This is a genomic window from Kribbella jiaozuonensis (genome assembly GCF_005233875.1).
Classification (GTDB): domain Bacteria; phylum Actinomycetota; class Actinomycetes; order Propionibacteriales; family Kribbellaceae; genus Kribbella; species Kribbella jiaozuonensis.
Map to the genome: position 1 here is coordinate 1704177 of NZ_SZPZ01000001.1, position 14311 is coordinate 1718487.

At 67.8% G+C, this 14311-nt stretch carries 14 protein-coding genes; 11 read left to right on the forward strand and 3 right to left on the reverse strand.

Annotated features, from left to right (window positions below):
* The first annotated feature begins 113 nt into the window (after positions 1 to 113).
* The 3 genes from FDA38_RS08285 (at position 114) to FDA38_RS08295 (ending at position 2914) form a co-directional block, all read left to right on the forward strand.
* Entirely contained in the window at positions 114 to 1166 is a 1053-nt protein-coding gene (locus tag FDA38_RS08285; protein WP_137253434.1) for a LacI family DNA-binding transcriptional regulator, read from the forward strand.
* A 67-nt stretch (positions 1167 to 1233) separates the two neighbouring features.
* Positions 1234 to 1743 carry an RNA polymerase sigma factor gene (locus FDA38_RS08290; protein ID WP_137253435.1) on the forward strand — a complete coding sequence of 170 codons (510 nt, stop codon included), beginning with the start codon at positions 1234 to 1236 and terminating at the stop codon, positions 1741 to 1743.
* A complete protein-coding gene (locus FDA38_RS08295) occupies positions 1736 to 2914 on the forward strand; it encodes a beta propeller repeat protein (protein WP_137253436.1) in 1179 nt (392 codons plus the stop codon). The genes FDA38_RS08290 and FDA38_RS08295 overlap by 8 nt, the downstream gene beginning before the upstream one ends.
* Before the next feature lie 3 nt (positions 2915 to 2917).
* On the opposite strand, the gene FDA38_RS08300 is transcribed toward FDA38_RS08295, so the two are convergent.
* Both FDA38_RS08300 and FDA38_RS42110 read right to left on the reverse strand, forming a co-directional pair.
* Positions 2918 to 3793, reverse strand: a complete 876-nt coding sequence (locus tag FDA38_RS08300; protein ID WP_137253437.1) for an NAD-dependent epimerase/dehydratase family protein — start codon at positions 3791 to 3793, stop codon at positions 2918 to 2920.
* 74 nt (positions 3794 to 3867) lie between these two features.
* Positions 3868 to 4065 (reverse strand): hypothetical protein, encoded by a 198-nt coding sequence (locus FDA38_RS42110; protein ID WP_170989626.1) that lies wholly within the window; start codon positions 4063 to 4065, stop codon positions 3868 to 3870.
* Between the two features lie 150 nt (positions 4066 to 4215).
* On the opposite strand from FDA38_RS42110, the gene FDA38_RS08310 reads away from it, so the two are divergent.
* The 8 genes from FDA38_RS08310 to FDA38_RS08345 all read left to right on the forward strand — a co-directional run bounded on the left by FDA38_RS08310 (position 4216) and on the right by FDA38_RS08345 (position 12897).
* Positions 4216 to 5190: a hydroxyacid dehydrogenase gene (locus FDA38_RS08310; protein ID WP_137253438.1), complete on the forward strand. Its 975-nt coding sequence runs from the start codon at positions 4216 to 4218 to the stop codon at positions 5188 to 5190.
* A gap of 121 nt (positions 5191 to 5311) precedes the next feature.
* The gene (locus tag FDA38_RS08315; protein ID WP_137253439.1) at positions 5312 to 6604 is read left to right on the forward strand and encodes an extracellular solute-binding protein; all 1293 of its coding nucleotides are present in this window, start codon (positions 5312 to 5314) and stop codon (positions 6602 to 6604) included.
* Positions 6601 to 7539, forward strand: coding sequence for a carbohydrate ABC transporter permease (locus FDA38_RS08320; protein WP_137253440.1), 939 nt, complete (start codon positions 6601 to 6603; stop codon positions 7537 to 7539). The genes FDA38_RS08315 and FDA38_RS08320 overlap by 4 nt, the downstream gene beginning before the upstream one ends.
* Positions 7536 to 8432 (forward strand): carbohydrate ABC transporter permease, encoded by an 897-nt coding sequence (locus tag FDA38_RS08325; protein WP_137253441.1) that lies wholly within the window; start codon positions 7536 to 7538, stop codon positions 8430 to 8432. The genes FDA38_RS08320 and FDA38_RS08325 overlap by 4 nt, the downstream gene beginning before the upstream one ends.
* 31 nt (positions 8433 to 8463) lie before the next feature.
* Complete coding sequence (locus tag FDA38_RS08330) at positions 8464 to 10428, forward strand: DUF2264 domain-containing protein (RefSeq protein ID WP_137253442.1); 1965 nt, start codon at positions 8464 to 8466, stop codon at positions 10426 to 10428.
* Between the two features lie 9 nt (positions 10429 to 10437).
* Entirely contained in the window at positions 10438 to 11523 is a 1086-nt protein-coding gene (locus FDA38_RS08335; RefSeq protein ID WP_137253443.1) for a LacI family DNA-binding transcriptional regulator, read from the forward strand.
* A gap of 155 nt (positions 11524 to 11678) precedes the next feature.
* Positions 11679 to 12290, forward strand: coding sequence for an adenosylcobinamide-GDP ribazoletransferase (locus FDA38_RS08340; protein ID WP_137253444.1), 612 nt, complete (start codon positions 11679 to 11681; stop codon positions 12288 to 12290).
* Positions 12291 to 12297: 7 nt separating this feature from the next.
* On the forward strand, positions 12298 to 12897 hold the full coding sequence (locus FDA38_RS08345) for a DedA family protein (RefSeq protein WP_137253445.1): 600 nt from the start codon (positions 12298 to 12300) through the stop codon (positions 12895 to 12897).
* On the opposite strand, the gene FDA38_RS08350 is transcribed toward FDA38_RS08345, so the two are convergent.
* Positions 12863 to 14308 carry an MFS transporter gene (locus tag FDA38_RS08350; RefSeq protein ID WP_137253446.1) on the reverse strand — a complete coding sequence of 482 codons (1446 nt, stop codon included), beginning with the start codon at positions 14306 to 14308 and terminating at the stop codon, positions 12863 to 12865. The two genes, FDA38_RS08345 and FDA38_RS08350, sit on opposite strands and share 35 nt — an antisense overlap.
* Positions 14309 to 14311: the final 3 nt, after the last annotated feature.

Sequence of the window (14311 nt, forward strand, 5' to 3'; positions counted from 1 at the left end):
GTCAGGAAAAGTTCTAACGTTAGAATTTCTAACGTTAGAAGTGATGGTTGCGGTGCTCGCGAGCTCTGTCAAGATGTCGTCCTACTGTGTTTGAGGTAATCGGAGGGACCACGATGGCGCCTGACGTTGATGCCGGTCCGGATGGCCGGCCGGCCCGTCCCGCGCGGCTGAAGGACGTCGCCGAGCTGGCCGGGGTGTCGCTGAAGACCGTGACGAACGTCGTCCATGAGCGGCGCCACGTGAAGGCCGAGACCCGGGCCCGGGTCAAGGCCGCGATCGCCGAGCTGGGCTACACGCCTTCGCTGGTCGGCCGGCAGTTGCAGAGCGGGCGCAGCAACATCGTCGCGCTCGCCGTCCCGCGGATCGACGAGCCGTACCTCGGTGCGCTGGCGCACGCGCTGATCATGGCGGGCGAACGGCAGGGGTACGCCGTCTTCACCGACGAGACCGGGCGCAGCGACGAGCACGAACTCCGGGCCGCCGCCGGGTATCCCGGCAACAGCATCGACGGCGTGATCTACAGCCCGCTGGCCGTGGACCCTGAGCGACTGGCCGACATGAGCCGATTCACGCCGATGGTGCTGCTCGGCGAACACCTGAGCGAGGGCGCGGCCGACTACGTCGCGATCGACAACGAGCAGTCCGCGCGGGACGTCGTACGACATCTGGCCGACGGCGGACGGCGGCGGATCGCCTATATCGGCGGCAATCCCTCCCGGCCGTTGAGTGTCGGCCAGCTACGGTTCCGGGGCGTCCGCGCCGCCGTGGACGAGCTCGACCTGGAGACGCGGGACGACTGGCTGCTCCGCTGCGACCGCTACTCCCGGGAGACGGGCGCGGCGATGGCCGAGCAGCTGCTGCCGCTGATCGGCGAGATCGACGCCCTGGTCTGCGCCAGCGACCTGCTGGCCATCGGCGCCATCCGGACCTTCATCGAGCACCAGGTGCGAGTCCCCGACGACGTCGCGGTGATCGGCTGGGACAACATCGTCGACGGCCAGTACCTGTCACCCAGCCTGAGCAGCGTCGCGACCGACCTGGACCTACTGGCCGACCGGACGTTCGAGGCCCTGATCAGCAGAATCGAAGGCAACCGCGACCCGGCCCGCGTCTACACCGTCCCGCACGAACTCGTCCTCCGCGAGTCGAGCCGGGCATCGATCTGAACTGTCGTGCAACCAGATCCTCACGCCAGGACTCGTGCAGGCAAAGGGTCCGATCTGGGGAGTGGTGATGGCTGACGGCGACACGGTGCGCGAGCTGTACGAGGGGTGCTACCGGCGGCTGGTCGGGCAGCTGTTCGCGATCTGCGGGGACCTGGGTGAGGCCGAGGACGCCGTCCAGGAGGCGTTCGTCCGGGCGGTGGAGAAGCCCCGGCGGTTCGCCCAGCTCGACAACCCCGAGGGGTGGCTGCGCACAGTCGCGCTGAACGCCGTACGTCGGAAGTACCGCCGCGCGACCCGGTTCCACGGGTTGCTCTCCCGCGCAGGTGTCCCCGAGACCACGATCACCGGGCTGTCCGCGGACCGGGTCGCTCTGGTCGAGGCCCTGCGACAGCTCCCGTACGAACAGCGCGAGGCGATCGTCCTGCACCACATCGTCGACCTGCCGGTACGCGAGATCGCCGTACAGCTGCGGGTTCCCGAGGGGACGATCAAGGCACGCCTCTCCCGCGGCAGGGCCGGCCTGGCCCCGCTGGTCCACGAGTTCGCCGACGACGCCGAGGAGGTCAACCATGTCTGAGCTGAAGGAACTGTCCTGGGAGGTCCAGGAGACTGTTCACCCGTTGCCCTTCGAGGCTCTCGAGCGCCGTGGCGTTCGCCGCCGTCACCGTCGGCAGGCGCTGACCGGTGCGGGAGTCGCTGTGGCGGTGACCATCGCAGTACTGGCTGCCGTTCTGCCGCTCGGCAAGGTGACCGGCAGCGAGAAGCCGCCGGCGGCCGGTGTCTCGATGCCGGTCGACCAGGCGGCCGAGAAGCTGATCCACGACAAGAAGTCGGGCTTTGCCGGAATCGCGTTCGCCACCCCGACCCGCTGGGCGGCGGTGTGGATGCTGGCCCAGCCGGGATACACCTGGAACTACGCCGCGGTGCTGAGCCGTGACGGTGTGCGGACCACCGCCCCGGTGAGCAAGACCGGGTACGCCGTGGTGGCGGACGGCGACGACGTACTGGCGCTGTCGACGCCGACGAGTATGAAGGGCAGCGACCCGACCTGGGCCCAGGCCCTGATGATCGGACTGACCGACAAGGGCCGGATCGAGAAGAAGCTGCACTGGGCTCCGCCGACCACAGAGTTCGGGGACGGCGACGTACTGATGGGCGATGGCCCGCTGCGGGCGCTGAATCCGCAGACCGGCGTTCTCCGGGAGGTGAAGGTCCCCGGGGTCGACAACAGCTACACGCCGCAACGCGATACCACCGGACGATGGTGGCTGGTCGGCGCCAGGAACAGCGGCGTCGGCAACATCTACTGGACCGATGACCACGGCAGGACCTGGGACCACTCCGTCATCAGCCCGGGCCGGATGCACGGCCGGCTGGCAGTCAGCCCGGACGGCAACACGTTGGTGGTGATCCCGGGCAACAAGCCCGAGATGGCCCGGCCGGATGACGAGGTGCCGCTGCGGTTGTCCACCGACCGGGGCGATCACTGGACGACAGTGGCTACCCGGAACTCGACGTACCTGTCGTCTCCTGTTGCCTTCGACAACGGCACGGGCCTCGCGCTCTATCAAGGAGGCAAGGACCGCGAGCTGCTCCGGCCCGGCGCCGGTACGCCGTTCACCCCACCGACCGACCTGGGCGAGGTGATCGGTGTAGGCGACTTCGTCTACGGCATGCAGTACAACGGCAACCACGTCATAACCAGCACCAACCACGGCAAAACCTGGAAGTACATCGACCCCCGCTAGGGCTCAGGCTGGGATGCGGCCGGGGGCCCAGAGGGCGGTGACGTCTTCTCCGGCTGTTTCGCGTCGTTGGAGGTCGGTGAGGAACTCGATGAAGTCGTGCTCGGGACGCCAGTCGAGCAGGTCAGCGGCCTCGCTGAGGTCGTGCTGCTCGACGGTGTCAGGTAGCGCGAGGCCGTGGCGTTCGATCAGCTCGGCTGCGCCCGGCATCCGCGACTCCGACCACTCGACGCCGCGCGCAGCGAAGTCGGCGCGGACCTCCTCGGGCATCCCGTGGTCGCTGTGCACGATCGTCCGGAACAGGTCGAAGCGGTGCGCGATCGCAGCCTCGGTCGCGGCGACCGTCGCGGTCGCGATATCGCGTACGTCGACACCGTTGCGCAGCAGCCGCTCGCCCCAGCGCAGGTAAGGCTCGGGCACGAAGCCGTGATACCGCAGCAGCGCGACCGATGCCCCGGTCGTCTCCTGGTACATCTTCCAGAGGTCCTCGCCGAGCACCTTGGTGACGCTGTAAACGCTGCCCCACCCATACGCCATCGACGATGCGAACACGACGCTCCGGACGCCGGTCGCCCGGCACGCCTGTACGACGTTGAACGTGCCGTCGACGTTGACCGCAAAGATCGTCGCGTCACTGACACCCGGCCGGTGAGCGTTGTGCCACGCCGCAAGGTGTACGACGGCGTCACAGCCCTCCACCGCCTCGAGCACGTCGGTCGGCGTACGCGTATCACACCGCACGAACTCCCCGATCCCAGCGTCTGCAGGATCCGGCGAGGGCATAACATCCGCCCGCCGCACGCGATGCCCCGCCGCAGCAAGCCGCCGCGAAACCTCCCGCCCAGCAACCCCCGACGCTCCGGTGACCAAGACGCTGCTCATTCAATCCTCCACGCACTCGGCAAGCACTTGCCGCCCCGACGCTACCCGGCGTGACGCATGAGGCCTCCGGCGGATCAAGCGTCGTTGGTCCAGGGGCGTTGGTCGTCGGCGCCGGTCATGGTCTTCGGGTCGCACCACCGCCAGAACTGCTCTCGGGGGATGCCGTGCCGGGCGGCGACGACATCGACCGGATCTCCGGTGGACAGTGCCTCCGCCGTGATCCTGGCGGCCGCGTGTTGTCCGATGTGTGGTGTCAGTGCCGTGGTGAGCATGACGCTCGCCCGTACGTTCTCGGGGCCGACCTCGACGGCACCGCCCAAACGATGACAACGCTCCAACGACCTGGGCGCTAGAAACCAGCGGCGTGTTATCGTCGCCGATGTAGAAACGTTTCTGTCTGTTACTGCATCGAGAGGGCCTTGATGGCTGTGCCTGTCGTGTACGTGGATGTGCCGCCCGCGCTCGAAGCCGAACTCTTCGGCGACGGGCTGGAGCAGGGGCTGAGGGGGATCGGGAGACTCGTCCGCAGGGGTGACGGTGTCGGCAGGTTGCAGGCGGATGTACTCGTCACAGGCTGGGGGTCGGAGCCGTTGCCCGAGCGGCTCGCGCCGGAGGACAACCTGCGGCTCGTCGTGCACAGCGCGGGGACGATCCGGTCGCTGGTGCCACAGGCCTTGTTGTCTCGCGGCGTGCGGGCCAGCCAGGCGTCTGCGGGGATGGCGCAGTCCGTCGCCGAGTTGGCGCTGTACATGACGATCTCCCGGCTGCGTGACCTGGACCGGATCGACCGGGTGATGGCCGGCGCGCATGACTGGCGTGGAGCCGACTTCGGTCTGGCGCGGACGCTCGCCGATTCCACTGTGGGAGTCATCGGCGCCAGCCGGGTCGGACGGGCATATCTCCAGCTCAGCGTGGCCGCGGGCTCCGAAGTGCTCGTCTACGACCCTTACCTGGATGAGCAGGAAGCCAAGAGGCTCGGGGCCAGATTGGTCCCGCTCGAGACGCTGCTCGGCCAGTCGACCGTCGTGGCCCTGCACGCGCCGGTACGCCGGGAGACCAGGCACATGCTCGACGCCCCGAGGTTGGCGCTGATCCCGGACGGAGGTGTCGTCGTCAACACGGCACGCTCCGCCCTCGTCGACACCGACGCCTTGCTGGCCGAGGTTCGCAGCGGGCGGCTGAGCGCTGCGCTCGACGTGTTCGACGACGAGCCGCTACCGCTCGACTCGGAGTGGTGGCAGTTGCCGAACGTCCTCCTGACCCCGCACCTCGGAGCCCGGACCTGGCACTCGCGGCGAGCTCAGGGATCGATTGCCGTCGACGAGGTCCGGCGCTACCTGACCGGACGCGACCTGCGCCACGAGGTACTCCCGGAGACGTACGACCTGATGGCCTGAGCAGCTTCTCGTTTCAGAGAGATGACTCGGGTATTGCGAAACGATACTAGAAACGCTTACCGTGTCGGGAAGCGTTTACCGGACCGCTGAGGCGGTCGCCGACAGGAAGTGGTGAAGAGTGATGCAGCGAGGACTGAAGGTCGCGGCGTCCGCGGCCGTGGCCATCGCGATGGCCGCGATCGCCGGGTGTTCCTCCGGTGGTGACACGGCAGCCGAAGGTCAGGACCCGGCGACCGCGACCGGCACCCTGCGGGTCGTCGTCCCGAACTTCCCGGCGAACAACGAAGGCCAGGCCGTCTTCCAGGGGATCGTCGACATCTTCCACAAGACGTACCCGCAGATGAAGGTCGAGCCGGACTTCGTGCCGTACGACAACCTCAACGAGAAGATCTCGACCTCGCTCGCGGCCGGCAAGAACTACGACGTGGTCAGCGCCGGAATCGGCTGGGTGCAACCGTTGGCCGACCTGGGAGCGATCCAGTCGCTGACGAAGCTCGGCGTGAAGACCGAGGACCTGGAGAAGTCGGTGTACCCGGCCTTCGTTCCCCCGATGAAGTACAACGACGAGTTGTACGCCGTACCGATCGTGGCGAACCCGCGATTGCTTGCCTACAGCAAGAGTGCGTTCGCCGCGGCGGGCCTGGATCCGAACAAGGCACCGCAGTCGCTGACCGAGCTCCGCGAGGACGCGAAGAAGCTGACCACGCGCGACGCCAAGGGCCAGATCACCCGGACCGGCTTCGACTTCTGGGCACCGGCGAGCAACTATCGCCAGCAGTTCGTCGCGTTCATGGGCGCGAAGGGCGGTCAGATGTTCACGCCGGACGGTCAGCCCGCCTTCAACGGTCAGGCCGGGATCGACGCCCTGCAACTGATCCACGACATGGTCGGCGTCGACAAGTCCTCGACATACGGTTATCAGAACTCCGCGAAGACCGCGCTGGTGACGACCGGTGAGGCCGCGATGGGCTTCGCCAGCCCGTACGTCGACTGCTCGACCAAAGGCCAGGGCATCGGCGCGAAGTGCAAGGACCTCGTCTACTTCAACCTGAAGGACGCCAAGGAGGTCATGTACGTCGGTGGCCGGGTCGCCTCCGTCGGTGACGGGACGAAGTACCCGCAGGCGGCGCTGGCGTTCATCCGAGCGATGCAGGACCCGACGTCGCAGGAGGCGATCTCGAAGCTGGACGTCGGCGTACCGATCAGCAGCAACGCCGGTGACAGCGCCTTCGTGAAGTCGAACCCGGCCGGATCGTTCGCCTGGAAGAACCTGGACAAGTCGGTCTTCGAGTACGGCGGCGCCACGTTCCTCGACTTCCGGGCCAAGTTCGGTCCGTCGCTCGACGAGGTGATCCTCGGACGCAAGTCGCCGCAGGACGTCCTCAAGGAACTCGACACCTTGGCGCGCAAATGACCACCGAGACACTTGAACGACCGGTCGTCGCCGCGGCCACGCGACCGTCCCGGCGCCGTCGGGGCGGCGTCGAGCGGGCCAAGGCACGCGCCGGGTGGCTCCTGCTCGCACCCTCCTTGGTCCACTCGGTGATCTTCATCGCGATCCCCGGTGTGATGGCGGTCTACCTCAGCTTCACCAATGCCAGGGTGGCGGGGCAGGGGGACTGGATCGGGCTGAAGAACTACCTGGATCTCTTCCAGGACGCGCAGTTCCTCAACGCGGTCAAGAACACGCTGCTGTACACGATCGCGGTCGTCCCGGTTGCGATGGCGTTGTCGCTGGCCGTTGCGCTGGGCCTCAATCAGAAGATCCCTGCCCGCGGGCTGTTCCGGACGCTGTTCTACATTCCGGTGGTCACCTCGACGGTCGCTGTCGCGGCGGTGTGGCTGTGGATCTACAACCCGGCCGCGGGCCTCGGCAACCAGGTTCTCGCGTTCTTCGGCCTGGCGAGATCAGGCTGGCTGACCGATCCCGACGTCGCATTGCCGGCGTTGATGCTGGTCGGTATCTGGCAAGGGCTCGGCGCGAAGATGATCATCTACCTGGCCGCGCTGCAGAGCATCTCGCCGGACCTCATCGAGGCAGCGACGCTTGACGGAGCTTCCAAGTGGCAGACGTTCTGGAACGTCACCTGGCCGGGCCTCGCGCCGGTGCACTTCTTCGTCCTGGTGACCTCGATCGCGGGATCGTTCCAGGTGTTCGACCTCATCTACGTGACCACCGGCGGCGGACCCGCGAACGCCACCAACGTGCTGACCTTCGACATCTTCACCAACGCGTTCGAGCGGCTGCACATCGGCTATGCCTCCGCGGAGACCGTCATCATGCTGGTCTTCGTCGGCATCCTGATCAGCCTCGGCCGCCTGAGCCTGCGCAACCGGGAGGACCTATGAGCAGCGCCGCGGTGACAACGGGCCGGTCGGCCCGCAGCATCTCACCGGCCAAGGTGCTGCTGGTTGTGGTGCTGGCCGTTGCGGGCTTCCTGATGGTCGTGCCGTTCATCTGGATGATCCTCACCTCGTTCAAGAACCTCAACGAGGTGAACGGGTTCTCCTGGCTGCCCGACCGGATCGAGTGGCGCAACTACGTGGACGCGCTCAAGGCAGCGCCGTTCCTGACGTACTTCCGCAACAGCATCATCGTCGTGGTCGGGCAGACCATCCCGGTGCTCGCGTTCTGTACGGCGGCCGGGTACGCGCTGGCGCAGTTGCCGATCCGCGGCCGCAAGGGCATCCTCAACTACTTCATCGTCCTGCTGATCGTCCCGTTCCAGGTGCTGATCGTTCCGCTGTTCCTCGTGGTACGGCGGATCCCGCTGGCAGGCGGCAACGACATCCTCGGCAACGGCGGCACCGGGTGGCTGAACACCTGGGCGGCGCTGATCGTCCCGTTCGTCTCCGCGCCGCTGTACACGTTCCTGGCCAGGCAGTTCTTCGTCTCGCTGCCGGCCGAGCTGGCCGACGCCGCCCGGGTGGACGGGGTGTCGGAGATCGGCATCTTCTTCCGGATCATGGCGCCGTTGGCTGCTCCGGCGTTCGTGACCATCACACTGTTCAATGTCGAGTCCGCCTGGAACGGATTCATCTGGCCGCTGGTGGCCACGAGCTCGGAGAGCCTGCGCCCACTACAGTTCGGTCTCGCGACGTTCGCCCAGGGCCAGGGCAACGTGCAGTGGCCGTTCCTGATGGCGATGTCCGCTTTGGCCACGCTGCCGATGATCCTGCTGTTCGTCCTCGGTCAGCGCTACTTCATCGCCGGTATGGCGACTTCGGGGATCAAGGGATGATCCCGACCCGCTTTCTGACGAAAGGTTCTCGATGAAGCCCGTACTGCCTCCGCTGCAGGTCTCCGGACCGCTCGCGTCGGTGCTGCCCGCCGAGGATCGCACGCTGAGCCCGTACTCCGGTCTGACCCGCGACCACTGGATCGCGGTCGCCGACCACCTGCTGGCCTCGGCCGACGCCTACCGTTCGCCTGCGGGCGCGCGGATCAACTTCCCCGGCCGCCCGTCCCAGCAAGGAACCGCGACCGACGGGCTGGAAGGGTTCGCCCGGACGTTCCTGCTGGCCGCGTTCCTGCATGCCGGCGGAGCGGACCGCAACGGACATCTGCAGAAGTACGTCGACGGGCTGATCGCCGGCACCCGGACGATCGGTGCCGACGACAACGAGTCGTGGCCGGTCGTCGGGCACATCGGACGCGACGGGCAGCCGCACGTCGAGGCCGCCGGGATCGCGCTCGGTCTCCATCTCACCAAGGACGACACCTGGGGCAGGCTCAAGCCCGACGAACAGGACCGGCTGGCCGACTGGTTCCGCGCCACCATCGAACAGGAACCCTCGCCGAACAACTGGTACCTGTTCCCCGCGACGATCGCGAGCTTCCTCGAGGGCGTCGGCCGGGCCGATGACCAGACCCGGTACGTGATCGACCGCGCGCTCGGCCTGATCGAGGTCTGGTACCGCGGACAGGGCTGGTACTCCGACGGCGCCGGCGACGCCTTCGACCACTACATCGGCTGGGCCTTGCACCTGTACCCGGTCCTGCACGCCCGCCTGCGCGGCATCCGCGAACTCGAACAGCGCTACGGCGATCGGCTGGAGGAGTTCCTGCAGTCCTTCGCCCGGACGTTCGATCGCAACGGCGCACCGCTGTACTACGGGCGAAGCATGACCTATCGCACCGCGACTCTCGCGGCGGTCGCCCTCGGCGAAGCGGTCGGCCGTACCCCGCTGAGCCCCGGGCAGACCCGCCGGATCTTGTCGGGCGGCCTGCGGTACTTCGTCGAACGCGGCTCGATCACCGACAACGGCGTACTGTCCCTCGGCTGGCACCGAGAACACCTGCCGACGATCCAGCGGTACTCCGGGCCCGGTTCGCCGTACTGGGCGTCGAAAGGGTTCCTCGCGTTGATGCTTCCGGCGGATCATCCGGTGTGGACTTCGGAGGAGACGGCCCTCGCGACCGACACCGAGGATCAGGTGCAGGCACTCGACATCGGGCTGCTGATCCAGAACACCGCGGCCGACGGCCTCGTCAGGGTGCACAACCACGGCAGCGATCACCTCAAGCCGGACGCCGCCGACGCGGGCGCTCCTGATCCGCTGTACGCGCGGTTCGGGTACTCCACCCGGACCGGGCCGACCTCGTTGCACGACCCGGCCGACAACGACATCCAAGTACGCATCAGACGCGTCTGGAGCGCTCGCCGAAAGATCCACACGGTCGCATCCGGTCCGAACTGGATCGCCTCCTGGCACGCGCCGAGGTTCCCGCGGCTCTCGCCGTGGGAGGCCAGCGACACCGCCGACGGCGGACCGGTCCTGCCGTCGGCACGGATCGAGAGCCTCACCGCGGCGCGTGGAGCTCAGGAGGTGCGAATCCACCGGCTCATCTGGATTCCACCGTCGCTCCCGCTGCGGATCAGTGGGTGGGCGGTGGCGGGATCACGCCCGAGTGACTTCGAGGTCGCGGCGGACGGCCTCGCCGTGGATGTCGAGGCCGGCGGTCTCCGGTCGGGTCTCGTCGGCCTGCACGGCTGGACCTCCGCGGGTACGTCGAGCGCGTCGTACGGAACGGCGTACGGCGAGTGGGCCGTCGTTCCCGAGTTGCTGTCGACGACGTCGCCGACGGACACGATCTATGTCGCCGGCGCCACGCTGAGCGGCGTACCTGTGGAAAACGTTGCCACTGCCGCCGTCGACGGCGCTGTCGTCACGATCGACTGGGGTGACGAACGACAGGCGTTCGACCTGGGCGCAATCTTTGCCGGAATCAGGTAGAAGTAGTCGATGACCGAGATCGAGGGAACGCCCCGCCGCAGTGGGCCGTCGCTGCGTGACGTGGCCCGGCGTGCCCAGGTCTCGGTCGCCACCGCGTCGCGGGCTCTGACCAGTGACTACCCGGTCGCCGAAGCGACCCGGGCCAAGGTCCTGCAGGCGGTGGAGGAGCTGCACTACGTCGTCCCGGCGAGGCCGGCGAAACGCAGTACCGCCACGTCTCTCATCGCGATGGTGGTGTCGGACGTCGTGTCGCCGCTGCGCAGCCATGTCGCTGCCGGTGTCGCCGAGGCCGCAGGCGACTACGGACGGCTCAGCTCCGTGTACATCACCGGCGGTGAGCTGCAGCGCGAAGAGGCGGTGTTCGCCTGGCTCGAGGAGCAGGACGATGTCGAGGCGGTCATCTTGGTCGGCGGCGTCGAAGTCACCGAGGAGTACGAGCACCGGATGGCCGCCCATGCGAGGGCGTTGCACGCGCGTGGGTCCCAGCTCGTGCTCTGCGGTCGGCCACCGCTCGCGGCCGGCGTGCCCGCTCTCGTGGTCGAGTACGACAACCGTGGCGGGGCATACGCCGCGACGAGCCATCTGCTGTCGATGGGACACCGCCGGATCCTGACGTTGACCGGTCCGGAACGATCCACGACGACGATCGGGCGAGTTGAGGGATACCTGCGGGCACACGAGGACTTCGGCGTGGTCGTCGATCCGTCGTTGCGGATCGCGTGCAGTGCCGATCGAAGTGGCGGGTTCCAAGGGTGTCAGCAGGCGCTCGACCAGGGGCTGGAGTTCACCGCGATCTTCGCGCACAACGATGTCATGGCGTCCGGGGCTCTTGCCGCGCTGCGTGAGAAGGGCCTCGGCGTGCCCGACGACGTCTCGCTGGTCGGCTACGACAACATCCCGGTCGCGCAGGAGCTGTGGCCGCCGCTCACGACCGTCTACATGCCGCACGAGGAGATGGGCAAGGCCGCCGTCCGCCTCGCCATGGAGCGCCCCGCTCCAGGATCCGGTCGCGAACGCCAACTCCTCGGCACCCACATCGTCATCCGTACGTCGGTGCGGCCGCTGCTCTCGACCGAGCGCCAAGCCGACTACTAGGACCGGCCGGCAACCCCGCTCGGCGGTTCCGGCTAGCAGGCAGGGCGGTACTCCTGTTAGCGGGCCTATCGGCTGGGTGCTCACGTCGACGACAACACCGCCTGTCGGGAGCGATGCTTCGAGGGTGTAGTCCCGACGTCCCGAGAGGTATCGAGATGAGACGCCGTACCCACCGCCGTCAGGTGTATCCGCTCGTGTGGAGTGTCTTGTGCGGCTTGATCGTCGTACTGGGCCTGATGGCGGGACTGTTCCTGGTGTCGACTGATGTGTTGTTCGTACTTCTGTTCATCGGCGCCATGATCGGAGCGACCGTAGCGAGCAGTCGCTGGTCCAAGGCGAGAGACACGACGCGTGCCGCCAAGGCGTGGAAGGCAGTTGGCACCGTGGCCACGGTGATCGCGGTCATGCTGGCGTCTGCGGGATATGCCGTCCTGCTGGGGCCTGCGGGACCGTTCTTGCTGGTCATACTCGGTGCAGCGTCGCCACCTGCGATGCGGTGGTTCGGACGTAGGCTCGGGCACCTGCCCGGTAGACGCCGCAGCGGTGCGCTGACGACGGCCGAGCTGTGCAGGCACTGGCAGGACAGCTACGAGGCCCTCCGGCAGGCGACCACGGCGGCCGCCCGGCTGCGCATCGTCGAAGCCCGACAGCATTACCTGGACGAGCTCGAACGCCGCGATCCCCATGGGCTCAACGCCTGGTTGAGCCGGAACGCCAGCGCCGCAGGCGATCCCAGCCGGTTCCTGACCGGCGGAGATCCTCACTAGGGTCAGAGTGCTCGGATTCCTGCAGCAACTCGGTGCGCAGCTCGGGGCGTGGTTCTACGTCATCGCAGGCGGCCTTGCCTGCGCGGAGGCCGCGATCATGGCCGGGCTGGTCCTGCCCGGGGAGACCGCCTTGGTGGTAGCCGGGTTCGCCGCCCATCAGGGCTGGATCTCCCTGTGGCCGATGGTGGCGGTGGCCATCGGGTCGGCCGCCCTCGGCGACAGCGTGGGCTATGAGGTCGGTCGCCGTCTCGGACCGAGGCTGCGCTCGTCTGCGTTGGGCCGCCGGGTCGGAGGCGATCGATGGAGCCGTGCCGATGCCTTCCTTCGCCGGTACGGCGGACGCGCGGTCCTGCTCGGCCGGTTCACCGCCGGCCTGCGGGCCCTGATGCCGGGCCTGGCCGGCATGGCCCGGATGTCCTACCTGCGCACTTTCCTGCCGTGGAACCTGGCCGGCGCCGTGGTCTGGGGCGCTGGTTGTGTCCTGCTCGGCTACGCCTTCTCTGCCTCGCTGTCGAAACTGGACCGCGTCATCACCTACGTACCGCTGGCTCTGATCGCCGTGGCAGCCGTCGCTATCGTCCTGCATGTGCGGAAGAAGCGTGCCTGAACAGGTCCACGGCGGCTATCAACAAGGTCAGGACCATGAGTGCGGACGCGCTCAACAGCGCATCCGAAGCCGCTCGCGAGTAGTTGTGCGCCGAGCTCATGAGCACCCGATAGAAGATCGTCGCCAGTACGGCGGTGCCGATCGCCGAGCCGATCCGCTGAGCGGTCTGCAGGGCACCACCTGCCGCGCCGGCCATGTCGACGGGAACGTGCTGAAGGGAGAGCGTGACGTTGGGGGACGTGACCATGCCGCCGCCGAGCCCTGCCACCAGCAACGGGCCGGCGGCCGCCCACGCCGCAGTGTCGCCACCGACGTGCCGCAGGACCAAAGCGGTGGACACGAGACCGGCAACCGTCGCAATCAGCCCGGCCACCGTCAGCACACGACCGAATCTCGAGACCAGACGCCCCGCGATCGCCGCGGACACCGCGATCCCGATCGCGAACGGGGTCACCGCCAGCCCGGAACGCAGCGGCGAGTAACCGAACCCGTCCTGGAAGAACAGCGCCAGCACGAGCCAGATGCCGGTGAACCCGATGAAGTAGACCAGGCCGATCAGCGATCCGGCAGCGAACCCGGACGTGTGCGCCAGCCTCGGGTCGAGCACCGGCTGACGTCCGCGACGTACGGTTTGCAGCTCCCAGCGGGCGAAGGCGGCGAGCAGACCGACGGCCGCGACCAGGAGCCACCAGTCGTGGCCCAGACCGTTGCTCTCGGCATCTACCGCCGGGAGCAGCAGGCACAGTACTCCGGCTCCCAGCAGCAGCGACCCGATCAGGTCCAGGTGTGTCCTACCGCGGCCACCTCCCGAACGTGCCGGAACCCACCGCGCCGCGAGTACCAGAGCGACCAGGCCGATCGGTACGTTCACGTAGAACACCCACCGCCAGGCATCCGGCCCGGCGATCAACGTGATGATCAGGCCGCCGACCACCGGTCCGGTCGCCGTGGCCACTCCAACGGTCGCACCGAGGATGCCGAAGGCCCGTCCGCGTTCAGCTCCCTGGAAGAGCTCCTGGATCAGGCCTGAGTTCTGCGGCAGGAGCATCCCGCCGGCGACACCTTGTAGCAGCCGTGCCGCGATCAACAGTCCGATGGTCGGTGCCGCGCCGGTCAGGGCACTGGTCAGTACGAACGCCGCCAGCGCGATCAGGAACATCCGGCGCCGGCCCAACGCGTCGCCGAGTCGGCCGGCCGGTACCAGCGCCAGCCCGAAGCTCAGGGCGTAGCCGGACACCACCCACTGCGCCGTCGCGGCCGAAACACCGAGCCCTCGCTCGATGGACGGCAGCGCGACGTTGACGATGCTGACGTCGAGCAATGCCATGAACGCGGCGAGCTGGCTCACCCCCAACGTCCGCCAGCGCAGCGGATGGCCCGTCGTACCAGGGGCCTCGCGGGTGGCGCTCATCCG